The organism is Cryobacterium sandaracinum (genome assembly GCF_004403415.1).
In the GTDB taxonomy this organism is placed as follows: Bacteria; Actinomycetota; Actinomycetes; order Actinomycetales; family Microbacteriaceae; genus Cryobacterium; species Cryobacterium sandaracinum.
Map to the genome: position 1 here is coordinate 1 of NZ_SOGO01000022.1, position 23,048 is coordinate 23,048.

The 23,048-nt window shown below is 63.2% G+C and carries 21 protein-coding genes and 2 pseudogenes; 13 read left to right on the forward strand and 10 right to left on the reverse strand.

Annotated features, from left to right (window positions below; genetic code table 11):
• The 7 genes from E3T25_RS07260 to nrfD all read left to right on the forward strand — a co-directional run.
• A partial coding sequence (locus E3T25_RS07260; RefSeq protein WP_134373369.1) for an MFS transporter occupies window positions 1-805 on the forward strand: 805 nt, incomplete at its 5' end.
• A gap of 458 nt (window positions 806-1,263) precedes the next feature.
• A complete protein-coding gene (locus tag E3T25_RS07265; RefSeq protein ID WP_104100445.1) occupies window positions 1,264-1,524 on the forward strand; it encodes a hypothetical protein in 261 nt (86 codons plus the stop codon).
• Between the two features lie 397 nt (window positions 1,525-1,921).
• Window positions 1,922-3,922, forward strand: coding sequence for a Sec-dependent nitrous-oxide reductase (nosZ, locus tag E3T25_RS07270; RefSeq protein WP_134373371.1), 2,001 nt, complete (start codon window positions 1,922-1,924; stop codon window positions 3,920-3,922).
• Window positions 3,923-3,972: 50 nt separating this feature from the next.
• Window positions 3,973-4,317, forward strand: coding sequence for a cupredoxin domain-containing protein (locus tag E3T25_RS07275; protein ID WP_241980727.1), 345 nt, complete (start codon window positions 3,973-3,975; stop codon window positions 4,315-4,317).
• A gap of 44 nt (window positions 4,318-4,361) precedes the next feature.
• The gene (locus E3T25_RS07280) at window positions 4,362-4,943 is read left to right on the forward strand and encodes a hypothetical protein (protein ID WP_134373375.1); all 582 of its coding nucleotides are present in this window, start codon (window positions 4,362-4,364) and stop codon (window positions 4,941-4,943) included.
• 56 nt (window positions 4,944-4,999) lie between these two features.
• Complete coding sequence (locus E3T25_RS07285; RefSeq protein ID WP_134373377.1) at window positions 5,000-5,863, forward strand: 4Fe-4S dicluster domain-containing protein; 864 nt, start codon at window positions 5,000-5,002, stop codon at window positions 5,861-5,863.
• A complete protein-coding gene (gene nrfD / locus E3T25_RS07290; RefSeq protein WP_134373379.1) occupies window positions 5,860-7,806 on the forward strand; it encodes an NrfD/PsrC family molybdoenzyme membrane anchor subunit in 1,947 nt (648 codons plus the stop codon). Before E3T25_RS07285 ends, nrfD begins: the two co-directional genes overlap by 4 nt.
• 75 nt (window positions 7,807-7,881) lie before the next feature.
• On the opposite strand, the gene tatA is transcribed toward nrfD, so the two are convergent.
• The 3 genes from tatA to E3T25_RS17385 form a co-directional block, all read right to left on the reverse strand.
• On the reverse strand, window positions 7,882-8,097 hold the full coding sequence (gene tatA / locus E3T25_RS07295) for a twin-arginine translocase TatA/TatE family subunit (RefSeq protein ID WP_134373381.1): 216 nt from the start codon (window positions 8,095-8,097) through the stop codon (window positions 7,882-7,884).
• Between the two features lie 291 nt (window positions 8,098-8,388).
• Window positions 8,389-8,766, reverse strand: coding sequence for a fibronectin type III-like domain-contianing protein (locus E3T25_RS17920; protein ID WP_134373383.1), 378 nt, complete (start codon window positions 8,764-8,766; stop codon window positions 8,389-8,391).
• A gap of 153 nt (window positions 8,767-8,919) precedes the next feature.
• On the reverse strand, window positions 8,920-9,120 hold the full coding sequence (locus tag E3T25_RS17385) for a hypothetical protein (RefSeq protein WP_241980730.1): 201 nt from the start codon (window positions 9,118-9,120) through the stop codon (window positions 8,920-8,922).
• Between the two features lie 91 nt (window positions 9,121-9,211).
• Between E3T25_RS17385 and E3T25_RS07305 the strand changes: the two genes are divergently transcribed.
• Entirely contained in the window at window positions 9,212-10,207 is a 996-nt protein-coding gene (locus E3T25_RS07305) for a glycoside hydrolase family 26 protein (protein WP_338145472.1), read from the forward strand.
• A 105-nt stretch (window positions 10,208-10,312) separates the two neighbouring features.
• A pseudogene (locus E3T25_RS07310) lies at window positions 10,313-11,457 on the forward strand (IS3 family transposase).
• Between the two features lie 508 nt (window positions 11,458-11,965).
• Here E3T25_RS07310 and E3T25_RS07315 read toward each other — a convergent pair.
• From E3T25_RS07315 to E3T25_RS07330, 3 genes and pseudogenes are all read right to left on the reverse strand, one after another.
• The gene (locus E3T25_RS07315) at window positions 11,966-12,457 is read right to left on the reverse strand and encodes a GNAT family N-acetyltransferase (RefSeq protein WP_134373387.1); all 492 of its coding nucleotides are present in this window, start codon (window positions 12,455-12,457) and stop codon (window positions 11,966-11,968) included.
• Window positions 12,458-12,793: 336 nt separating this feature from the next.
• Window positions 12,794-12,952, reverse strand: coding sequence for a VOC family protein (locus tag E3T25_RS17925; RefSeq protein WP_420898235.1), 159 nt, complete (start codon window positions 12,950-12,952; stop codon window positions 12,794-12,796).
• 810 nt (window positions 12,953-13,762) lie between these two features.
• Window positions 13,763-14,074, reverse strand: a pseudogene (locus tag E3T25_RS07330) (NUDIX domain-containing protein); the annotation flags it as partial.
• A gap of 440 nt (window positions 14,075-14,514) precedes the next feature.
• Between E3T25_RS07330 and E3T25_RS07335 the strand changes: the two are divergent.
• From E3T25_RS07335 to E3T25_RS07345, 3 genes are all read left to right on the forward strand, one after another.
• Complete coding sequence (locus E3T25_RS07335) at window positions 14,515-14,895, forward strand: DUF7793 family protein (RefSeq protein ID WP_369827978.1); 381 nt, start codon at window positions 14,515-14,517, stop codon at window positions 14,893-14,895.
• A gap of 318 nt (window positions 14,896-15,213) precedes the next feature.
• On the forward strand, window positions 15,214-16,752 hold the full coding sequence (locus tag E3T25_RS07340; protein ID WP_134373472.1) for a putative bifunctional diguanylate cyclase/phosphodiesterase: 1,539 nt from the start codon (window positions 15,214-15,216) through the stop codon (window positions 16,750-16,752).
• Between the two features lie 9 nt (window positions 16,753-16,761).
• Entirely contained in the window at window positions 16,762-17,550 is a 789-nt protein-coding gene (locus tag E3T25_RS07345; protein WP_104101742.1) for a class I SAM-dependent methyltransferase, read from the forward strand.
• A gap of 634 nt (window positions 17,551-18,184) precedes the next feature.
• Here E3T25_RS07345 and E3T25_RS07350 read toward each other — a convergent pair.
• From E3T25_RS07350 to E3T25_RS07360, 3 genes are all read right to left on the reverse strand, one after another.
• A complete protein-coding gene (locus E3T25_RS07350) occupies window positions 18,185-18,751 on the reverse strand; it encodes a GrpB family protein (RefSeq protein ID WP_134373391.1) in 567 nt (188 codons plus the stop codon).
• Between the two features lie 74 nt (window positions 18,752-18,825).
• On the reverse strand, window positions 18,826-19,542 hold the full coding sequence (locus E3T25_RS07355) for an ASCH domain-containing protein (RefSeq protein ID WP_134373393.1): 717 nt from the start codon (window positions 19,540-19,542) through the stop codon (window positions 18,826-18,828).
• 192 nt (window positions 19,543-19,734) lie between these two features.
• Window positions 19,735-20,061 (reverse strand): NUDIX hydrolase, encoded by a 327-nt coding sequence (locus E3T25_RS07360; RefSeq protein WP_134373395.1) that lies wholly within the window; start codon window positions 20,059-20,061, stop codon window positions 19,735-19,737.
• A gap of 160 nt (window positions 20,062-20,221) precedes the next feature.
• On the opposite strand from E3T25_RS07360, the gene E3T25_RS07365 reads away from it, so the two are divergent.
• Window positions 20,222-21,424 carry a CaiB/BaiF CoA transferase family protein gene (locus E3T25_RS07365; protein WP_241980712.1) on the forward strand — a complete coding sequence of 401 codons (1,203 nt, stop codon included), beginning with the start codon at window positions 20,222-20,224 and terminating at the stop codon, window positions 21,422-21,424.
• Here the strand turns inward: E3T25_RS07365 and E3T25_RS07370 are convergent.
• A complete protein-coding gene (locus E3T25_RS07370) occupies window positions 21,421-22,998 on the reverse strand; it encodes a PucR family transcriptional regulator (RefSeq protein ID WP_134373397.1) in 1,578 nt (525 codons plus the stop codon). The two genes, E3T25_RS07365 and E3T25_RS07370, sit on opposite strands and share 4 nt — an antisense overlap.
• Window positions 22,999-23,048 lie beyond the last annotated feature (50 nt).

A 23,048-nucleotide genomic window follows, 5' to 3' on the forward strand; every position in this document is an offset into this window, starting at 1 on the left:
TAAGCTGGTCGGCGCCTCGATCGCCGGCCTGCTCGTCGCGCTCCTGGGGCCGATCGCAGCCCTCTTCGTCAACGCGGCAACGTTCGCGGTCTCAGCACTGCTGACCTGGGCGTTCGTGGCAGCCGTCCCTGCCACCGTCAGGCTGAGCGGCGACAGCGTTGACACTCCCCGTACCTCGTATTGGGCCGACCTGGCTGAAGGATTCCGCTTCGTCATCCACGACCCGTTGATGCGTTTGGTCGTGGGCCTCGTGCTGGTCACGAACCTGCTCGACGCCGCCCGCGGCTCGACCCTGATGCCCCTCTACGCGAACGATCGTCTGGGAGGCGCGGCCGCTCTGGGTCTGCTGGTGGCGGTCATGGGCGGTTGCGCTCTGGTGGGCAACGTGGCCTTCGGATTCGTCGCTCACCGGGTGCCCCGCCGCGTGACCCTGGCGGTTTGCTTCGCCGTGGCTGGCGGCCCGTCGAGCGCTGCCTTCGCTATCGGTGCGCCGCTGCCCGTGCTCGTCGCGATGACCGTGCTCTCGGGCCTGGCGGCTGGGGCGATCAACCCAATTCTCGGCGCGGTGGAACTCGAGCGCGTACCCGAACACATGCGCGGCCGGGTGTTCGGCTTGATCAACGCCGGTGCGTGGGCGGGGGTGCCGTTCGGCGCCCTGCTCGGCGGCATCGCCGCCGACACGATCGGACTGTCGCTCGCCTTCGGAATCGTCGCGGTCGTCTACACGCTCGTCACGCTGAGTCCACTGACCGGAGGAGCTTGGCGGCACATGGAGCGGCGCCCGGCCGTGATGCCCGCGAAGTGAACGCCCCGAACGCTCGCCAGTCCATGCCTGGTAACCTGTGCCCCGAGATGGAAAGCGCGTCCACTGGTTCTGGGGCGTTGCTGGCATCGTCACTCTCTCCTCAATTGGCAGCATCTCCAGTGCCGCCGAGACGCTGCTGGTGCAGATGACCAATTTGTAGATCGCCAATCCGCGGCGGGCAACAATGGTTGGACGCGGCAGCTGTACCAGCACTCATCTCCCGCGTCTAAGGAAGAATATTCATGGCTTCTCGAACCCCCAGGCTCTCTCTGGTCGTACTTATCGTGTTGGCCCTCAGTGGGTGTTCGGCTGGTGTTGGCGCCAGCGATACAGCGTCGGCTACAGGGGGAGCGATCGAGTTGGCAGTATCGGAGACGTGCGCTGATGGGGCGGACCCGCAATGCGTTCAGGTCAATGGCGAGAATGTTGTTCTCCCATCCGCACTTGAGCGAGCTGGAGTGAAGGATGCCACCATCGCCGAAGGTGAGGGGCAGAACGCGGTTGACGTGACGTTCACCGAAGACGGGGCGATCGTCTTTAACGCCCTCACGGTGAAGGCTGTCCAAGCCGGAGATTCGGCGCGCCTGATTATCAAGATCGGCGGCGAGATACAGGCTGCCGCCGTGGTGATGGAAGCCTTGGAGGATGATCATGTGCAGATCAGCATCGCTCCAGACGACAACGCTCAAAGAATCGTAGACCTGATTCACAAAGGCTGAGAAGCGTCGGCGCTCTGGCTCCGACTGGTGTCGATCCGTTCACCCACGAAATCCACAGTTGTGCCGGCGGCGACAGTATGAGAACTACCGCCCTTGTTCCGGAACCGGGGGCGAGACCCGGTATGCTTCGATGAGCATCATCCAATTGGTAGGCTAGAACGCATTCCAAGTGGAGTGCGTCCACCCCATGCCCCCGGCCAAGTCTCGCCGGTCGCATCGTGGGAGCCGCCGCGGCAAACGTGACGACGTGCGTCAAGCGTATTTTGACGCGACCCACTGCCCGTAGTGGCCCGCCTCCTGTTCGGGATCCTCAGCTGGGCGAGCATGACCTGCCATTAGTGCCTGTTTTGCGCGCCGAAAAGCCGTGTGAACCTGCGACAAGTAGGAGGAACATGCCATGAAGATCCCCGCCATGAAACGAAGAGATTTTCTCAAGGTTGGCGGTGGTGTGGTCGCTGGCGCGGCCGTTGGCATCACCGGCACGAACGTTGGCAACAATCTAGGAGCCGGTGGGGAACTCGCGGCTGTGGCCTCAAGCCGGGGACTGACCGGTGCCGAGGCCCGTGCGGCTCTGACGTCGGTGGTGCCACCCGGCAAGTATGATCCGTTCTTCATGTTCGCGTCCGGCGGGCACTCCGGTCAGATCTCGATCATCGGCATCCCTTCGATGCGGCTGCTAAAGATCATTCCCGTGTTCTCTCGCGATTCATTCTCTGGATATGGCTTTGGTACGGACGTTGACGGCGTCATCCCGCGGGGGTCCGATCCGACCAAGAGCAATCTGCTGAGCTGGGGCGACACCCACCATCCCGCCCTCTCGGAAACCGAAGGCCGGTATGACGGCCGCTGGCTGTACGTCAACGACCGTGCCAACGGGCGGATCGGTATGGTTGACCTCGCCGACTACAAGACGAAGCAGATCTACGACATCCCCAACATCGGCAGCGCTCACGGCGGAGTGTTCGTCACGCCCGATTCCGAGTACGCCCATGTGTCGTCCATCACTCCCCGGCCGATTACCGATAACGGATATGCGCCGCTCGAAAGCTACGCGGACCTTTATCGAGGCTTCTCGAGCTGGTGTGCGATCGACCAGACGACGGGCCACCTGGTGCCCGAAAAAAGCTTTCAGATCGAGCTCCCACCCTATAATCAGGATCTCGCGGACATGGGCAAGCTGGCCAGCGCGGGCTACGGGTTCCTGAATTCGTTCAACGCCGAGCTCTCGGTCGGCATGTCTCACAAGAACCCGCCGATTGAAATCGGGGCGGCCAAGAACAAATACGACTACCTCCACGTCATTGACTGGAAGAAAGCCGAAAAGGTCGTCGCGGCAGGCAAGATCATTATGCGGAACGGCATCCGCGTGATCCCGTTGCAAGTGGCCATCAGTGAGGGCATCCTGCACTTCATTCCTGAGCCGAAGAATCCGCATGGAGTTGAGGTCTCTCCCGACGGAAACTACATCGTGATCGCGGGCAAGCTCGACCCGGCCGTGACGGTGTACTCGATCACGATGATCAAGAAGGCCATCGAGGACAAGAACTTCGAGGGCACGGACCGCTACGGCGTTCCGATCATCCCGATCACGGCCGTCACTGCGGCGCATGTCGAACTCGGTGCCGGGCCGCTCCATACGCAGTACGACGGCAAAGGCAACGCGTACACGAGCCTCTTCATTGACAGTGCGATCATCAAGTGGACCCTGGGTCCCGATGCCGGTGTGACTGAAAAGCCGTTTACCGTTCTTGAGAAGATCCCCGTGCACTACAACATTGGCCACCTCGCGATCCCCGGCGGAGACACCGTAGCGCCGGTCGGGACGTACATGGTCGCCCTCAACAAGTGGTCGCTCGATCAGGTGCAGAAACTTGGTCCGCAGCATCCGGTGAACTTGGAGCTTTTCGACATTAATCACACGCCGCCACGCGTGCTGAGCAGTTTGCCCCTCGGCGGATCCGAGCCGCACTATGCGCAGATTATCAGCGTCGACCGGCTCAACCCGCTCACGGTCTACCCTCCGGGTACCAGCCCGGAGACCATGGCTAAATCGGAGTTCGCGACCGCCTCCGGGCAGGAGCGAATCGTGCGCGCGGACGGCTTCGTCGATGTCTACGCGACTGTCATGCGCAGCCACTTCACTCCGGAGCAGATCCCGGTCACTGTCGGTGAGAAGCTGCGCATCCACCTGACCAACATCGAGACAGCGGAAAACGCCACACACACATTCGCAGTGCCCAATCACAACCTTCAGGCCACGCTCGACCCGGGGGAGACCGTGAGCGTGGAGTTCACCGCCGACCGGGTGGGATCGTTCGCCTTCTACTGCGCTCAGTTCTGCTCTGCCATGCACATGGAAATGTACGGGTGGCTGCTTGTAGCACCGGCGGGTGCCTGATGAGGCCGGCATCCTCGCGACGCGCGGGCCTTGCATCGTTGTTCTTGACCGTGGTCCTGCTGGCGACGGCATGCAGCACCGGCGGGGCTCAGTCTGACCGGTCGGCGACGTCCTCGTCCAGCTCGTCCACCGCGGTGCTTGCCGTGGTCGGCAAGGAGTTCTCCTTTACGCCGGCCGCCCTCACTGCGGTCGCGGGCGAAACGACGATCCGCTTCACGAACAAGGGAACGACAGGGCATGACCTCTTGATCGATGAGTTGCATGTGCATCTCATGGCTGATGCCGGTGAAACCGTCGAGGCAGACGTCACCCTCGCACCGGGCACATACGCGGTGTACTGCTCGATACCCGGGCATCGGTCAGGCGGAATGGAAGGAACGCTGACGGTCTCATGACGGCAGGAACCGAAGGTTTCGCCCGCTTTTTCCGGCGAGGTTCGGTGACGCGAATCGGAATCGCGCGGATCGTAGCCGGTGCCGCCGGGATCGCTTTGGTACTCGTCGCTGCCACATTGCCGATCTGGCAAATGAGGTTCCTCGCCCCCCAATACCCAGCCGGCCTCGACATCAAAGCGTACGGCAACAGCGTCAGTGGCGACCTGAGTGAGATCACGGTGCTCTCGCATTACATCGGGATGCCGCGCTTCGACGCTACGGGGATGCCCGAGATGACGCTGTGGCCGTTTGTGATCCTGCTCGCTGTGCTGGGAGTAATCATTGCGACAGCGGCGGACAGAGCCTGGTGGCGACGTCTCGCCTGCACCGGATTGTGGCTTATACCTGTCGGGGCGCTGGCCGATGTGCAGTTCCACCTCTGGCAGATGGGACACAACCTGGATGGTTCCGCACCGATGACCATCGACTCTTTCACCCCACTGGTCGTGGGCCCGACCGTGGTTATGAACTTCACAATGTGGGGCATTCCCGGATCGGCTCTCGCGCTGATCGCGGCCGCCGCCGCACTGGTGACGTTCGCCCCGGCAATCCCACGACGCATCCCACGGCGTGTCTCCGAGCGCTGAACGCAGCGCTTACCCGTTCCACTCACGAACACCAAGCAGTTTGGCAGGACATTCGAATGTCTAATAAAGCAGACGAGCCAGTCGAGGCAGGCGACAACCGGGTGAGAAAGACCGGTGCCGGCGTGGCAGGTAAGGGGCACACTCTCAGCCGTCGCAACCTCCTCGCCACCCTCGGGATCGCGGCAGCCGGCGGAAGTGCCATAGCCCTCGGGTTCCTCAACGACGACGCGGAGGCGACAACCGGGCAGGGAGGAACGAATGGAAAGAAGGGGAAAGGACCGGAGCACGCGTGGTGCATGGTCATCGACCTCCGAAGCTGCGACGGCTGCAAAGCGTGCACAATCGCCTGTCAACAGCGGCACAAGCTACCGGAGGAGCAGACCTGGATAAAGGTGTATTCGATGGAGGACAGCACAGGGGGCACCTATCCGATGCCACGGCCGTGCATGATGTGTGAGAACCCGCCGTGCCTGTCGGTCTGCCCGGTGAGCGCCACCTTCCGCACTGACGAAGGGCTCGTCCTCGTCGACCCGAACACCTGCGTCGGCTCCCGGGCCTGCATGGCGGCCTGCCCCTACGAGGCGCGCTACTTCAACTGGAACGAACCAAAACCAGTCACCATGATGCCGTTCCCTCCGACGCCGCAAATGCCGGTGCCCCAACAGAAGGGAACAGTCGGCAAGTGCGTTCTATGCGCAGACCGACTGCCGTACGGTGAACTACCCGCGTGCGTGACCGGCTGCCCAATGGGTGTCATGTATGTCGGCGACCTGATCACCGACGTCGCCGTGAATGGCCTCGGTGACGTCAAGGTACTCTCCGAATTTCTCAAAGAGAACGACGCCGTGCGATTCAAGGAGGAACTCGGGACCAACCCGCGGGTTTACTACATTCGCGGCCACGGACAGGACCTCTCGTGAGCAACCCGGTCCGGGCCGCAGCGCTTCGCCCATTCGGGACCCCCAGCCGCCGCTACTGGTACGCGATCACCGCCCTCGGCATTGTGGTCCTGGCCGGTGTCGTCGCCTGGATCGTACAGCTTGTGTTTGGGATGGGCGTCGCCGGTTACAACGATCAGGCGTTCTGGGGCATCTACATCGCCGACGTGATCACATTCATTGGGGTCAGTTACGGCGGAGCGGTGGTTTCCGCGATCCTGCGCCTCACCGGCGCCGACTGGCGTGCACCGCTCACCCGGCTTGCCGAGGGCACCGCAGTAGTAACTGTGCTCGTGGGCACGGCACTCATCATCCCGCACCTGGGACGCCCGGAGCGAGTCTGGGAGCTGTTGACCCAACCAAACTTCGCGGCCCCAGTGTTCTGGGACTTTATCGCCGTGATGACCTATACCGCCGCATCCCTGGTGTTCTTCCTGTTGCCACTCGTGCCGGACATGGCCATCCTGCATGGTGAGGGCCCGCACCGGCTCGGCCGGTTCAGAGCCGGCTTGTACAGAGTCCTATCTCGCGGCTGGGTGGGTAACCCTGTACAACGGAGGGTGCTGAACCGGTCACTTGGACTGGTGTCGATCATGATCATTCCCTTGGCGGTGTCGGTGCATTCCGTGCTGTCATGGGCCTTCACCCTAACCAACCGCCCCTGGTGGAATGAAAGCATCTGGGCGCCGTACTTCGTCGTCGCAGCACTCTACTCGGGCGTAGCGCTGGTCATCCTTGTCGTCGCGTCATTCCGTCGTGGCTACCACCTGGAGGCGTTTATCACCCCAAGACACTTCGTCCGTCTCGGGATGCTGCTGGTCACTTTCTCCGCGACCTATCTCTATATGACCTTTGCGGATCTCCTGCCTGGCGCGTACATCGGTGAACCAGACACCCTCGCAGTGTTTCACGAGCTCCTGCTCGGCCGCCTGGCCGTCTGGTTTTGGCTATTCGTTATCGTCGGGGGCGTACTGCCGATCGTGATCATGGCGTTACCCTGGACCAGGAATGTGTGGGGCATCGTCACAGCGGCGGCCCTCGTCGTTCCGGCAATGTGGCTGAAACGGATGCTCATGGTCGTTGCTCCGGCCACATTCGACAACATGACCGGAACCTTCGGCGACTTTCGAATCACATGGGTCGGAGTGGCCATGACCCTCGCCGCAGCGGCCGCCGTTCCGCTGCTGCTCATGCTGCTCTTCCGGGTGGTGCCCCTGTTGTCCATCGACGAGATCGAGGAGATCGACGCCGCGAATGGGACTATCCGGAAAGCAGAATCCGGGCAAAAGGTCGATGGTAACGGGCGGATGGCCCGATCCGTGGGTATCGTCGTCCTGCTCGTGGGGCTGATGGGTGGGGCGGCAATCGGGGCTGCGGCTCCCGCTCAGGCGGACACGACGTCAGACACGGCATCCATCGCCCTGACCGGGGTGGAAGCGACCGGCCTAGTGCGGCTCACCGCGACCCTCACCGATCCGGACGGTCGACCCATGTCCCAGGGGGATGTCGAATTCCTCACGACGACGAGCGCACTGGGGGAACGGCTCCTTCCCCTGGGCACAATCGCCACCGATACCACGGGCGTCGCCGTCCTGACCCTGGGCGGAGACTCTGACCACCTGTACCGGCCGTCAGAGGCCGGGCCGCAGGAATTCTTCGCCCACTACACACCGTCTATGGGCGAGCAACCGATCACAGACTCGGTAACCGTGAATGTCACGGTGGGCCAGTCGGCATACCATCCGGCCGAACCCAAACCCTTTGTCACGACGGGAAAGGTCACGGTCATAGCGATCTTCACCATCGTCGCCGCCATCTGGTTGACGTTGACCGTGCAGGTTGTAAAGGTCCGACGGGTCTGTACCGACGCCCAGCTCAACCAGGACACGCAGGGCAGCGAGGGCGGGAAGGTCATCTCCGGCTGACCCCGGACCAGCTACGAAAAAAGGAACGTCCGCGACGATATCGCGGGCGTTCCTTGTATGCCCTTTGGCACCGTCTCAGAGACGGGGGGCAGGCTCCGGTGACTCGGGTGTAGCGGCCACCGGGGCATCGAGGCCTGATTCGGCGGGGGTCTTACTCTGCATTTCGCTCTTCAAAATCTTTGTCGACTGCCCAAGGCTGCGAGCAAGGGCGGGAAGTTTGGACGAGCCGAAGAGAAGCACGACGATTGCAAGGATGATCAGGGAATGCCATCCGGTTAGGTTGCTGAACATGCGGGTCCGATCTGTAATTCGGTAGGGGTGTCGATACCGCCCCCATCAAGGGGGAGGTGGACAACGTCAATCCGAAATCTCCGCGGCCGCTCAATCGCGACGCTAAACGTCGCTGAACGCATCCGAACTAGCGATGACCTACTAAGTAATTTAGCACTCTGCGTTGCGGACCCGGAGTGGGGACGACGCCGAGATCGATATTCGGGTGAGCAATGAGGTCGTTGTTGCCGCCGAAAGCATTCGAAACTTTTAATTCTTCAGCGTGCTGGTCGGCGCTTTCCTGGCTCCGGCTCAAGACGGGGACAAGTCGGGCTGATTCAGTCTTCTCAGCGGGAATGTGGCCTCCTTGGTCCAGCCGCCGGCCCCGAGGATGCCGACTGTGACGGTGTAAGTACCGCCGACAATGCGCAACGCCGCGGCGTTCTCATCCCAGTGGGTACAGCTCCGCGGTTCGAGGGCGAGTTGAACGGCCTCGCTCTCGCCCGCGTGGAGGTGCACTCGGGTGAAAGGGGCGATTTGTCGCAGGTGACCAGGCTCTGCTCCTTGGCGTCCCGCAGGAGTGCGGTGTTCCCGGGCGAGCCGGATCCGCCAGCAGGCACGGCGCGACTCTCCTCGCACGCCACCACCCTCCTGGATGCCCCAACGTGCTGGCCCCAAGTACACGCGCATTACTGTTTTTTTATAGTAGCGGCCAGCAGACCCACCGATTCCGCGGGCCCCCTTGATGCCCTACTCTGACGACACAAGAGATTTTCACTGCGGCATTGTGCCGTGGTATCCGAGTGAATCTCCCCACCCGGGAGCTTCCATGCGCGCACACCGTCACATCCGATCCGCGGTCGCGGTTTCGGTCGTGTTACTTACCATCCTGGCCGGATCCACCGGCATGGCTGCCGCCCCCAGCGCGTCGGCCGCGTCGAGTGCCACCACTCTCTCATTGAGCCCGAACACCGGCCCGGCCGGCTCCACACTCACCGCCAGCGGACGCGGATTTCCGCGAAACACCGCGGTCACGGTGACCATGGGAACTACCCGTCTTGCGGTTCAAACCAGGGCGAACGGAACCTTCAGCGCCGATCTGACGGTTCCCAACACCACAACCAGCATCCTGCCGGTGACGGCAACAGTAGGCACCGTGACGGCCAGCGCGTCCTTCACCGTCAGCTTCGCCCCCGTCTCCACCGCGGTGGACCCGGCAGCCACCACCACCCTCACCCAGCAGGCCATTACAACGAGCGCCCCAATCAGCGCGTCCCGTCTACGTTTCGGGGTGGCCACCCCGGGCGGCGCCCTGGCGAATTCCGAACTGGACGCGGTCGCCACTCTCGTAAACGAGAGCCCCTCGATCGTGATGTCGTACAAAGACTTCAACCAGGCCTTGTCGATCGCCGAACTCGACTCCGTGCGGGCGCGCGGAGCCACGAGCCTAATCACCTGGGAACCCTGGGTTTGGGGCGGCGGGCTAAGCCAGCCGGCCTACTCTTCTACTCGCATCACTGACGGCACCTACGACACCTACCTCACCCAGTGGGGCCAGGCCCTGGCCGCCTGGGGGCAGCCGGTGATGCTTCGCTACGGCCATGAGATGAACGGCAACTGGTATCCCTGGGCGGATAGCGTTAACGGCAACGCCCCGGGCGACTACGTTGCGGCCTGGCGCCACGTGCACGAAGTCGTCGCCGCAGCCGGAGCCACCAACGTGTCCTGGGTCTGGAGCCCGAACATCCCGTACACCGGTTCGACCCCGCTGGCCGGCCTTTACCCCGGCGCCGCGTACGTCGACGTCGTTGCGCTGGACGGGTACAACTGGGGTACGTCGGCGGCCTGGAGCACCTGGCAGGCACCAGCGGCCCTCTTCGACACCGGGCTCGCCCAACTGCGCGCACTGGCGCCCGGGAAGCAGATCATTATCGCCGAAACCTCGTCCGCCGAGGCCGGCGGGTCGAAGTCGAAGTGGAACACCGCCTTGGTGGCCTACCTGGCGAAGCAACCCGACGTCACCGGTTTCGTCTGGTTCCACTTCCTCAAGGAGACCGACTGGCGCATCAACAGCTCCACAACCTCCACAAGCTCCCTCACCAAGGCACTGGCGGCGCGCTCGGTGAATTGAGCCGCCAGGTTGGTGACAGCCGACCGCTGAAATAGGAAGGGGACTGTCCCCGGTTTGGTTGACTCCTAACCTGTGGAGATTCGTCTTCGCTGGAAGGATGTCATCATGCCCAAGCCCTATCCATCCGAGTTCCGCTGCGATGTTGTCGCGGTCGCCCGGAAGCACGAAGCCCCGCTGAATCAGATCGCGAAAGACTTCGGGATCTCGGAGTCTTGCCTGGCGAATTGGCTGAAGAAAGCCGACGTCGAGGAAGGCGTGAAGCCGGGCGTGACCGAGAAAGAGTCCGTTGAGCTGCGGGATGCGAAGAAGCGCATTCGGCTGCTCGAGCAGGAAGCCGAGGTCATGCGCCGTGCCGTCACCTATCTGTCCCGGGACGTCAACCCAAAATGATCTACCCACTGGTCCTTGAACTTGCCGTCGACGGTGTCCCCGTCACGGTGACCTGCCGGGTGTTGCGCTTCTCCAAACAAGCGTTTTACCAATGGAAGCGCGACCCCATCTCCCAGCGCGACTGGGACGACGCCCACCTCACCAACGCCGCCTGGGATATCCACCGAGACAACCCCGCGTTCGGCTACCGGTTCATCTCCGACGAGCTCGGCCAGGTCGGCCTCACCGCAGGTGAGAACCGGGTCTGGCGGCTGTGCTCGCAGCAACGGCTCTGGTCCGTGTTCGCGAAGAAACGCGGCCTCACGCGCAAGGCCGGCACGCCCGTCCACGCCGACCACGTCAAACGGAAATTCACCGCGACACGCCCGAACCAGCTCTGGCTCACCGACATCACCGAACACCGCACCGACGAGGGCAAGATCTAGCTCTGCGCGATCAAAGACGTCTACTCGAACAAGATCGTCGGGTACTCGATCGACTCCAGGATGAAGGCGTCCCTGGCCGTCGCAGCCGCCCGGAACGCGATCGGCCAGCGCACCATCGACGGCACGATCCTGCACTCCGACCGAGGCTCGCAGTTCCGCTCCAACGCGTTCCTGCGGGTGCTGAAGAACAACGGCATCACCGGGTCGATGGGCCGCGTTGGCGCATGCGGCGATAACGCCGCGATGGAGTCGTTCTTCGCCCTGCTACAGAAGAACGTCCTCGATCGTCAGCGGTGGTCAACCCGGGAGGAACTGCGCCTGGCGATGGTGGTCTGGATCGAGCGCACCTACCACCGAAAGCGCCGGCAGCGCCGCCTCGGTAGGCTCACCCCGATCGAGTTTGAGACAATAAACGTGGCCCTCAAGGCCGCCTGAAACCACTAACCCTTTGAGTCAACTGAACTCGGGGCAGTCCTGTCCGGGACGGATACGCAGCTGCAATTCTTGGGTGGTATTCCGTTATTCACCTTTCCCCGAGTGACTTGCCAGCGGTTTTGCGCGAGTTCGCCCGCTGTATTGTTCCTGGAGGCAGCCTCCTCCTCGGTTTCTTCGAGGGCGACACCGTCGAGCCGTTTCCGCACGCCGTTACGACCGCCTACTTCTGGCCTATCGGTGAGATGAGTTCGCAGCTCGAGGCCGCAGGGTTTGACGTTCACGCGGTGAACACCCGAACCGATCCGGGCAAGCGGTCCCACGCCGCGATCGTCGCCCATCGATTCGATGGTTCAGTGCCCTCAGAAGCTCCGTGCTAGCCACAAGCTCCGACGCTGATTCGTCCAAGGAACTTCAAAGATCTAAATCTGAACAGCCTGTGTCAGAGGCCGAACCCGGACCGGGTACTATAAACCGACTAAGTCCTTCGCTGGCCCTCAAGAATCGGAATTCACGCCAGTTCTTTCCGGAACCAGTGGTTCGCGTATGGGTCCGTGGTGTGTGGGGCTCCTTCGATGTAGCCAAGGGACGCGTACAGGCTTCGCTCTTCGGCGAGGTCCGTTCGTGTGTCCAACCGCAATGCGTCGAGTCCTAGTTCGCGGGATTTGCGTTCTAGTTCCTTCATGAGCAGGCGACCCACGCCCTTACCGCGCGCCGCCGGTTCCACGAAGACTCTGGTCACCTCGCCGATGTCGCCGGGGCGCACCCGCATTCCTGCACAGCAGAGAACGCTGGCTCCTTGGCGGGCCAGCAGAAGGAGGCCGAGTGGTGCGACCAGGTCGTTACTGGGGTATCCGGCCTGGGCATCCAGGGTCTCCTGCCGAGACGCGGGTCGCCCGTGGTAGCGACCCACAATGTCCTCGTAGTACCGAAGCGACACGTCCTTGGCTTCAGCGGACGTCGGTGATGTCGCAGAGACGACGATCGGCATCGTTGGAGTCATGCGTTCCACAGTACTTCTCGAGCAACCGGCCAAGTCGGAGTGAGCCCGCTCCTTCGGAGCGGCGTTCGGCTGCAGTGTTAGAGGGTGCCATTCTCGGCAGGCCTGCGGCCAAGGGCTGCTTGGAACCGGATCAAGTATCCATCCGGGTCTTGCACCAGGAACTGGGCCACTCCGGCCTCGGTAATGCCGGTCCGGTACCACTTTCGTCTCCGGCTCCATGAAGAGGGTCCAGCTCGCGGCGTCAAGAGCGCTCAGCAGCGGTTCTATCGACGCCACAGTGATCTGGAAGTTGATCCCGCGGCCGAGAGGCGGCTCCAAGGCGGCAGGTATCCAGTTTCATCCTGATCCTCTTTGTTCGAGCACGATGTGCGCCGTGCCGCTGGTGATGTAGGCAAACCCCTCGTCGGGGCGATCGTAGAGCACCTCGAATCCGCACAGGCGGCACCAGAAATCCAGGCTCGCCTCGAGAGAGGTGACCAGAAGCTCCGGGACCAGGCCGGGGCCCGCGAGCGGTCCGCGTCTGCCACAACTTCAGTGACTTTTTGGCCCTCAGCGGCCCTGTCCGATGCCGTAGAGACAAGGATTGGCAACGTAGACATCATGCGGATTGCCTTACGCTTCGACCGACCGAGCGGATGTGTCGCGGCTTGATCCCTCAAGAGCGCTCTTGATCAGCATCAGGGCGACTGACGCGCTGCTGCCCGCCGGTCGCGAGCGGTCTCCGGAAAGCGAACGGTTACCGGGACGGTTTATCCCTCAGACGGTGAGATCTTCCCAAACGAAGTTTGTGGTCTCGCCTGATTCCCAATCTTGACGAGGAATCGCATAGGCGGCTGATGCCAACGGGCGCGCGCCGGTCACGGGCCAGCCCTCGCGGTAGTGAGCTTCCTTGATGAACCCTGAGCGACGCAAAGTCTTACGCATCGCGATGTTGTCTTCGCGGGTTTGCCCCTCGAATCGGTTGCCATCGCTTGATTACATCGGCGGTGAGGGCCTGCAGAATGGGCGCGCCTAACCCGCGGCCCCGAGCGTTCGCGGATAGCCGCAGGTCGAACAAGGGTGCGTCGTCGAGGAGGTCTTCAAGGATCACGAGGCCTACGCGCCCTTCGGATTCCGATTGGACCCAGAAGCTCGCGTGAGCGGGGCCGCCAAATGCTCCCTCGGAGGTCTTTCGCTCGAGATCCGTGCGGGACGGTCTGGCGTTCACGTGGAAGGGGAACTCGTTAGTCATCATGAACTGCATCAGTGCAGCGTGGTCAGCTGGCAGGTCGAGCGCGGTAAACGTGATGTCCAGGCTGCTGTCTCCTAGGTGATCGCGTGAGAGGGTACCGTTTGGGCTGAATCGAGCCCGTTCAAGCTGGGCCCGATGTCGTCAATGACTCGATCTATCCATTCGAACCGATCGAGCTGTTTGATCTGGAGGGGAAAGAACCAGCCGACAGCGGTCAACTCTTCCGTTTCGAGGACTGGCAGTTCCTCGGCAAGGCGGCAGAGGTAGACGGTCGTGACGTAGCTCACGACGTCACCGTTCGGATACTCGTTCGTCAAGTCGACGCCACCATAGCTATCGACCACGGCGACAATGTCGACCTCGAGACCGAGCTCCTCCTTGACTTCCCTGCGTAAAGCGGATCCGCATCATCGACGACTCCTCCGGTGCCGGCGTAACCTTCGATTCTGCAACTGGCCTCGTGACCAACAACTGACCCGCGATAAACAAAAACGAACCTTGGGGAGCAGCCCGGGGCCACTCCGCCCACAGTTACGTCGGGAGACAGGCCCCAGCTTTTTGCCGTGTAGGAGCTCCGGATGTCCCGTGAGAGGTCGCTCAGTCGTAATTCGTTCATGGCCGCTGTGAGATCAGTAACCTGCATACCTGATCGGTATTGGACCCGGCATTTGGATACTCGCACTAATACATTGCATCCTCCGTGCCTGCAGAGGCAAGAACCGCTCTCCGCCTGCAACCCACCGTCCTCGTGACGGGAGAAATCGATGAACCCGAGTACCTTTGAGGAGCGGCTGAATGGTTCGGCGGCGTGCTCGGGGGAGGACACGTGGTGGTGGATCCGGTCGCTGCAAACGAGGCAAAGCTCAGCATTGAAATGAGTGATAGCGGGCTTCTCCATCTGCGCTGGCTGCCCGGGGTCCACGTTCAGGTCGAGGACGCTCGGGCCGCGATGGCGAAAGTCAACGAGGTCTGCCAGCAGGAAGAGCATCCCATGCTCGTCGATATGGCAGCGGTCGGTTCGGTTAGCCGTGAGGCCAGGGCTGTTTGGTCCATTCCCTGCAGCGCCTCACGCATTGCTCTATTAGGCGAATCGCCTGTAGATCGGGTCCTGGCGAACTTCTTCCTCGGTGTGCACGTCCCGCCTTGTCCGACTCGTTTTTTTACATCGCGCAGCGAGGCCTTGGACTGGCTTAGTGCCCGTGCATGAGCGCCGGGAAGTGCTGCCTGCCGCGATGAGGGCCACACCGGGCGTCTGTCCTTTGAGCGGGGAACCGGCGGTGGCGGTGCCCGACACGTTCCGGCCAACCGGCAGGGTTACTGACCGCCCGTCGGGCTGGCAGGCGCCTTCGGGTGGGTACTCCTCTTGGTGGAGTATCGATAGTGGGCCCACATCGGAGGTCGCTGGTGACCGCAGGATTCAGCGCGTGACAGATCGATTCAGGGCGACCCCGGGGCAGTTACCAGTTCTTCGGCCGGGGTCTGCAAAGGGCCAGACTTCCCGTCGTGGATTGCACCTTTGGACGATATGAGCTCGGGAAAGGCCGCTGAGGACCCGCGCCTGCAGCAGTTGGTGGAGGGCATTGTCCGGTTGGCTGCCGGTGAGCTCGACACACGCATGAAAACTTCGGAACGTAGGGATGACATCGATGCTGTCATCACGGGTGTCAACCTGCTCGCGGAGGAACTTGACCATATATACTCGGATCTGGAACGGCGGGTTGCCGACCGTACGGCCATGTTGGGGCGAGCGCAGGCTGAGCTGGAACAGATGGCCAAGACGGATGCCTTAACAGGCCTTGCGAATAGGACCCTGCTCAACGAGCGGATCCAGGAGGCAATCCTGGCCAGTGCGGACAGCGGGAAAGCCCCGGCCGTGCTGGTGCTGGATCTGGATTCTTTCAAGGCCATAAATGACACTCTGGGCCATGGTGCCGGTGACGCCGTGCTGGTCGAGGTTGCCAAGCGTCTCCGGTCCGCCGTCAGGGCCGCCGATACAGTGGCCCGTCTGGGTGGGGATGAATTTGCCATCGTCATCACCGAGGCCACGGAAGAGGAGATCCTGCAAATTGCGCAGCGGGCATCCGAGCAACTGCAGGACAGCGTGCGTGTCGGAACCGAAACGGTCTGGGCAATGGCCAGCATCGGGGTTTGCATCGGCACGCCGGGGTATCCGGCCGAGGCGCTGATGCGCGATGCTGACATCGCCATGTATCAGGCGAAGGAGCAGGGTCGCAACAACGTCCAGCTCTTCCACCCCGATATGCTCGTCGCTGTCCGGGAACGCTCGCGCATAACCGCCGAACTACGCAGCGCTGTTGCCGGCGGCGAACTGGCACTGCGGTACCAGCCGGTGGTCGAATTGGCCTCCGGCAGGGTTATAGGCATCGAAGCCCTCCTTCGGTGGCATCATCCCGTGCGCGGAATTATTATGCCGGACAGCTTCATCCGCATCGCGGAAGAAACCGGCCTGATCCTAGAGCTGGGGCGGTGGGTGCTGCATGAAGGAGTCGCCCAGATGAGACGCTGGAGCGAAACCGCACCTGACCTGACGGACTTCCGTCTGCACATCAATCTTTCCGCCGCCGAACTGCTTCGCAGTGATCTGCTGGAGGACATCAGGGATACGCTGGACCGGCATCACGTAGCTCCGCGGCGTTTGGTTTTGGAGATCACCGAGACCGTGTTGATGTCTAGGGGAACGGCGGAAGAACAGGTCTTCAGCGGGCTGCGGGACATGGGCGTGGGGCTGCAAATTGACGACTTCGGTACCGGCTATTCGTCCATCAGCTATCTCCGGTCGCTTCCCGCGGACACTGTGAAGGTCGACCAATCCCTGATTCAGGACATGGGCTCGGACCCGCAGCAGTTGAAATTCATTGCTGCCATTCTTCAGCTGATTTCCTCTGCGGGACTGAAAGCGATCGTGGAAGGCATCGAAACCGCCGAGCAGGCGATCCAGTTGCAGGCCATGGGTTGCCTTTACGGGCAAGGCTATTACTACAGCTACCCGCTGCCGCCCGCGAAGGTACTGGATCAGCTCCGGAGTCTCGCGCAGCGTCGGTAGAGTTAGGGCATGTCAAAGCTTTGGGAACAGATGCTGCTTGTCCCAACAGTAGTACGCCTCACTTCCCGGGTACCGAGAGACCCGGCGGCCGCGTGGGATGGGTATTGGCGCGGAATCCACACCACCGGCCGTTCCGGAGACGTGCTGTGGGACTCCGGATCCCGGACCGAGCATGCGCAGTACTCCGACGCCGTCGTAGCCCACTTTGATCCGGCTCTTCCGGTGATTGACGTCGGGTGTGGTAACGGGACCTACACCCGCTGGCTTGCTGGTCTTTTTCCAAGCGTGCTCGGCATCGATGTTTCAACCGGCGCGGTCGAGTTGGCGAGGAGGGAAGCTGAAGGCGTCCAGAACGCCGACTTCATGGTCATGGATGCTGCGGGAGTAGGAGCGGGAGAGCACCTGTTGGAGCGGATGGGGCCTGCCAACGTTTTTGTCCGCGGAGTCTTTCACGTCCTGAAACCCGACAAACAGTCCAGCTTAGCTGCCAACCTGCGAACCGTCATCGGGCGCAGCGGCCGGGTGTTCCTCGCCGAAACCAACTTCCAAGGAAACAGCCTCGCCTACCTGCAGCAGCTGGGTGCCACGCCGCGAAGCATACCCCGGCAGTTGCAGAGCGCCCTGGAAAACCTGCCCCGCCCCGGGCGTTTCGGCGCCCAGGAACGGCACAGCACATTTTCGGATTCGGACTGGCAGTTGATCGCGGACGGGCCGGTGAACATCGAAGTGGTCCCGATGAAATCCACCGGTCTTTCGCAGCAGATTCCGGGATATTTCGCTCTTCTGGCCGGCAAATAAATCCAGCGAACATCCGCCCTGAGCGTCAAACGGCGGACTTGCTCTGAGGTACTGGCCCTGACACGTAGGAACAGCCGTTTCTCCGAACCCCGCTCACGTCGAGGGTCTCTCGCGTTACGTGGTGAAATGAAACCGCCAACGGACGCGGGCGACAAGACCCACCGATCGTCAGTCCGGGTTCTGGTCGACGCTGGCGGTCGGAGTCAGGTCGACTAAACTCACCGGCTCTACTTTTGCATGGGTCTCGTCCGCCGGCGGCGCGACCGGAGAGTTCCGAAGCGAATCGCGGTCCGCCTCGCCATAGCCAACGATCTCGACTGTGACGGAGTCAAAGGTAAAGCTCAGTGCCCGCAGGGGGGTTCTGCGACGTGATGTAGAACGACCCTGGCCACGCGAGGCCACCGATCGGCGGCCCATCAGGATCGGGGTTAGCGAGAGTGACGCCAAACTCGGCGGCTAAGTCACGGCCGACATGGAACGGGAGCCCGACAGCATCCGGCACAGTCACGCGAGCCGCCAACAGCTCAGTCATAGCAACAAGCTACTCGCCGCCCGCCATGAAAACACCCCGCACCAGATCCGCGACCGTTGCATCGGTGGAACCGTCGCCGGGACGTGGTTCCGTGGGGACGGTTCAGCTGGTGGGCTGTCCTGCTCGCCAGTTGCGTGCATGGGTCAGTATCTGCTGGATGACTGCACTCTTGGCATCGGCGTAGTGGTTCATATCGCTCCATGTGTTCTCCGCGAGCGTCCGCTTCGTGGATTCGTAGAGTGCACGGTCTGCAGCGCTGACCCGGAGCCAGTCGCGGAGGTCGAGGTAGTCGATTTGCTCAGCGGACTCTGGCGGAAGAACGTGCACGTGGAAGTCCAACTCCGCCGTGCGGAGCATCCGGTGGCCGTATTCTCGGACACGGAGCTGCAACCCGATGGATTCCATTGGCACAAGGTAGGACTCCTCGTCGTCAATGTTGGCCACGACAAGCAGCATGTCGATCACCGATTTCGCAGCCAGTCCAGGGACTGAGGTCGAACCGATGTGTTCGACCGACAGCGCAGCTGGGCCCAGGGAGTCCTGGATCTTTTGAGCCATGGAAGCTGCTTTTGAGGGCCATGTGTCGTCGTGATCGACGATGACGATCGCACGTTGCTCACGACCACCGATCAGGATGGTGTCGAATTCCGTGTCTCTTGCCTGGTCCATCCAGCGAGTCTGGCACGACAGGCTCGGCCGTCCAGGCCAGACGGAAGTCCCTCAGCAGCGGAACCGTGACCGCGTCAAGCAGTCACCAGGTGAAACGTCGCTACGTCCACGACATCGTGGCCTTCGAGGTCCGGGTAGTGCGTGCGCAGTGCTCCGCGAAGAGCGTCAGCGTCGGGGAGGTCTTCCTGGCGAGCGTCGTCGTTGCTCAGGTGATCAAAGCGGCGTGATTCGACGCTCTCGATCTTGGCGTTGAGCCGCCGAATGGTGTCTCCGTCGTCGAATACAAGCACTGCCGATCCAGTCTGGACGGGATCGTGGTGGCGGATCGTGATTGTCTTCTGACCCGAAGCAATGCTGTCGTAGTAGCGAGGGTTGAAGTAGACGATTCTGGGGCCGAATGCGGGCTCCGGTGCCGAGTAGCTGCGGGGTAGTAGATCGCGTAGGGGTTCCGCGGTCACGTCGCCACCGGGGAGGGGCAGGATGACTGCCACATCGGGGTGAAGGTCGAGCAAGACCTGTCGGCACCGTCCGCACGGAGCGAGCACACCACGGTCACGGTCACCGACCGCGACGATGGTGACGAGGGGGCCGGCGAGGGCCTGCGCGGCGGCTGCAATGACGACGAGTTCGGCGCATGGCCCACCCGTGAAGTGAAAAACGTTCACGCCCGTGTGGACATTGCCCTGGGTATCCATGGCCGCCGAGGCGACCGTGTGCGTGTCATCGTCTGGCAGTGATCGCACTATCGCTTCGGCGGCAGTCACGAGACGACGTTCGTTGTTTTCCAGCACGGGCCCAGTCTCGCATCGACACCGGCCCCCGACTCGCTCTGCGGACTCAAACGAGTTTCCGAATTGGGAACCCTGAGGGCGTACGGCAGTCGTTACGGTTCCGATCCAGTGCCCGTATGGCCGTCCAAGGCTCTGCTAGCTTGGCCTCGGCTCTCTGGGCCGGCCGGCAGGTGGGAACCGGTCCCTCAGGGATTAGGTCAGCACCTGTTTGAAGAGCGCTGGGTACTCATCATCAGCTAGGTCCAAAGACGTCGCCTCGTCCAAACTGAACCAGCCGAAAGCATCGTGTTCATCGGGCGCCGCATTGACGGTGTCGCCGTCCCACCCGTTGACCCTCCACACCTCCAGGAGGACGTCCGCTATTCGACGCGTTAGCAAAGCGTTATCCACGGTGTCACGGACGTGCCCGGTGTTCCGGTCTGGTGCGGCGGGGTGCTCGAACCGGGCATCGGCCGGGCAACAAATATCGCCCTTGTACTGGCCGGCGTCGCGGCATCCATCACCCAAATCGGGTTCCACCGCGTGGCGGTGTTTGAACCGGGCATCCGTGCATCGGATGTCCGCAGGCTGGGTGCAGACATGTCCAGACTCTGGATGATCCGTCCAATGAAACCGCTCTGACTCGCCACTAGATTCGAGGAAACCCGAACATCATCCGAACCGAGTCAACGGAGCACGAGTGCAGAATCAGTTCGAAGTCAGCCGGAGTCCAACCTCGAAGCCGCTCGCCGGGATCCTGGTCGCGGACTTCTCCCGGGTACTGGCCGGTCCGCTGGCCACCGTGACGCTGGCCGACCTGGGAGCACGGGTGGTCAAGGTGGAGAGGCCGGGCAGCGGTGACGACACCCGCAGCTGGGGTCCGCCGTTCTCCGCCACGGGGGCCACCTATTTCGAGAGCGTGAACCGCAACAAGGAATCCCTCTGCCTCGACCTCACCGACGACGCCGACCTCGCCGTCGCGCGCGCTCTCGCCCTCAGGGCCGACGTGGTGGTCGAGAACTTCAAGCCAGGCGGGATGGACCGGCTCGGCCTGGGCTATGAGAGCCTCAAGGCAGAGAACCCCGGCCTCATCTACGCCTCGATCACCGGTTTCGGCAGCGGCGGTGGGGCCGACCTGCTCGGTTACGACTTCATGGTCCAGGCGCTGGGCGGGCTGATGAGCGTCACGGGGGACGAGAGTGGCCCGATGAAAGCGGGCGTCGCTCTCGTAGATGTGCTCACCGCGAAAGACACGACCATCGGCGTGCTCGCCGCCCTGACGGCCCGAGCGAGCACCGGCCTCGGTGCCCGGCTGGAAATGAACCTGCTGTCGAGCCTGCAGGGGGCGCTCGCCAACCAGGCGCAGGCGTACCTCGGCGCGGGCGTGGTTCCCGGAAGAATGGGCAACCGGCATCCGTCGATCGTGCCGTACCAGCTGCTTGCCTGCGCGGACGGACCACTGGCCGTGGCCTGCGGTAACGACGGCCAGTTCGCCAAGCTCGCCCGGGTGCTCGGCGACGAGCGACTCGCAACCGACCCGCGTTTCTCGACCAACTCGGCCCGTGTGCACCACCGTGAGGAACTCGTGCTCCTCCTGGAAGCGCGCCTCGCGGAGGCTCCGGCGCTGTCTTGGCAGAACCGGCTCACGGATGCCGGCGTACCGGCCGGGCAGGTTGCCACCATCGCCGAGGGCATCGAGCTCGCCGAATCACTGGGCCTGGAGCCGACGATCGAGGTGCAGGACGCCTCGGGTGCCACCATGGGCCGCCAGATTCGGCACCCCGTCAGCTGGACGCCGCCGCTGGCCCCGCGCACGAGCGCGCCGCCGGCCCTCGGCGAGCACAACGACTCCATTCGCACCTGGCTCACCGGCGCTGCGGTTCTCGTCGCACCCCGGGGCTAAGCAGGCTGAACCGGCTGCGCGGTGACGCCGCGCAGCGCCAGCCACAGGTTCGCCGCCACATCGGGATCGTCGAGGTCCGCGTCGATCAGTCGGGAGGCGATCTCGATCCGGTGCCGCAGCGAATTGCGGTGCAGCTGCAGATCCCGAGCGGTCGTCTCCCACTGGCCGCGATGGCGCAGGTAGCAGCGCACGGTATCCACGAGATCCGCCCTGGTGTAGCCCTTGAGCGCTTCGACCCAGGAATCGGCCAGCGGGTCGAGAACGTTCTCCATCTGTACCAGTTGTCCCGGCGCTGCCCGCCGGCAGGCCCGGCCCACCTCAACCACGATGCCAGAGACCTGGGACGGCAGCACCGGACCGCTCATCGCGGCCCCTAGTCGGTCGGGAGCGACACCCGGCAGTCGCCTCGGCACAGGCGCCGGATGCTCCAGTTTCACCGTCTTGGCCGATGCAGCTGCGCCGCCAGCGACGTCTGGAGCGACGTGCGGCACGTCCAGGACCACGTAACTGAGTCCGTCGAAGATACACCGCAGGCTCGAGCGCCGGATGCTTTGCCGCAGCTCCGCGGCATCCTCCCGCGTCGCCATCGCGGCTACCGCATCGGCGAGCTCCTCGGTAGAGAGTAGGTCCACCTGCTCGCCGGTGACGGCCAGGACCCGCACCCGGTCCGTCACCGGGGGCAGTCCCAACTCCACCGCAGCAAGGCGCGCGGCGTCGACGTAGCCGTGCAGGAGCAGGGTAGTGGCGGTTCCGCCCAGGATCGCGTTGGCCCGGCGCATTTCCCAGTCCTGCTGCGCCGTGATCGACAGCAGCATGCAGCCGGTCAGCATGAGCTGCCGGTCCGCGGGGCGGAGCGCCCGCCCGGCTCCGACCGCCAGGAACCCGGCGGTTCGCCGGCCAGACACGATGGAGTACTCGACGACATCCGTTCCCAGCAGCGGGAAGGTCGCTGCGGCGTGCGTGCCGGCCAGGTTCAGCCGGGCCGTCTCCTCTCGGAGCTTCGGCAGCACCCGGCTCTCGGTCGTTGGCCAGAGAGACTCCGGCGTGCCGTCGGCCGGCAGGTACGCGGCCCAGCCGCCCAGCGCTTCGGCCAGGACCTTCACCACGGATGCTGCCGCTCCCGGCCGCGTGGCGGCGCGCGCGAGCGAGGTCTGCAGCCCCAGGTTCGCTGCAAAATCGGCCTGTTCGGTGCGGCCCACGATGTCCCAGTACGCCCGGGAAACCTGCAGGAAGGGGGTTCCGTCCGGAACGATCAGCAGCGCCAGCCCCGCCTCGCGGCACGCGGCGGCGAGGTGCGGCGGAACGTGGTCGGTGCCCGCGCCGAGGCCCAGCCCGAGGGCTGACACCCCGTGGTCGACGAGCCGCCGCACGTATCGGCGTACATGCTCGTCGGTTCCGGCCAGCGGGATTCCCGTGGTCAGCAGTAGTTCGCCGCCGCCCAGGTACGGAGTCGGGTCGGTCAGCTCGGAGATGTGGACTCCCGTGAGGTCGCGGCGGGTCGGTCGCCCGCCACCGTCTGACTGGAGGTCGCTGCCGAGCTGATCCTGCAGTTGGGTGAGGCTGATCGTCACCATGGGGTTCCTTTTCGACTCTGAAAGGCCAATATCTTGGATATTCTAGCCAC

Coding starts and splice junctions, on each gene's coding strand:
- nosZ (WP_134373371.1), top strand. CDS start 1,922: ATGAAGATCCCCGCCATGAAACGAAGAGATTTTCTCAAGGTTGGCGGT.
- E3T25_RS07285 (WP_134373377.1), top strand. CDS start 5,000: ATGTCTAATAAAGCAGACGAGCCAGTCGAGGCAGGCGACAACCGGGTG.
- tatA (WP_134373381.1), bottom strand. CDS start 8,097: ATGTTCAGCAACCTAACCGGATGGCATTCCCTGATCATCCTTGCAATC.
- E3T25_RS17920 (WP_134373383.1), bottom strand. CDS start 8,766: ATGCGCGTGTACTTGGGGCCAGCACGTTGGGGCATCCAGGAGGGTGGT.
- E3T25_RS17385 (WP_241980730.1), bottom strand. CDS start 9,120: ATGGTCACCGTGACCGCGGTGTTTCGCGGAAATCCGCGTCCGCTGGCG.
- E3T25_RS07315 (WP_134373387.1), bottom strand. CDS start 12,457: ATGACTCCAACGATGCCGATCGTCGTCTCTGCGACATCACCGACGTCC.
- E3T25_RS07340 (WP_134373472.1), top strand. CDS start 15,214: ATGAGCTCGGGAAAGGCCGCTGAGGACCCGCGCCTGCAGCAGTTGGTG.
- E3T25_RS07345 (WP_104101742.1), top strand. CDS start 16,762: ATGTCAAAGCTTTGGGAACAGATGCTGCTTGTCCCAACAGTAGTACGC.
- E3T25_RS07350 (WP_134373391.1), bottom strand. CDS start 18,751: ATGGACCAGGCAAGAGACACGGAATTCGACACCATCCTGATCGGTGGT.
- E3T25_RS07370 (WP_134373397.1), bottom strand. CDS start 22,998: ATGGTGACGATCAGCCTCACCCAACTGCAGGATCAGCTCGGCAGCGAC.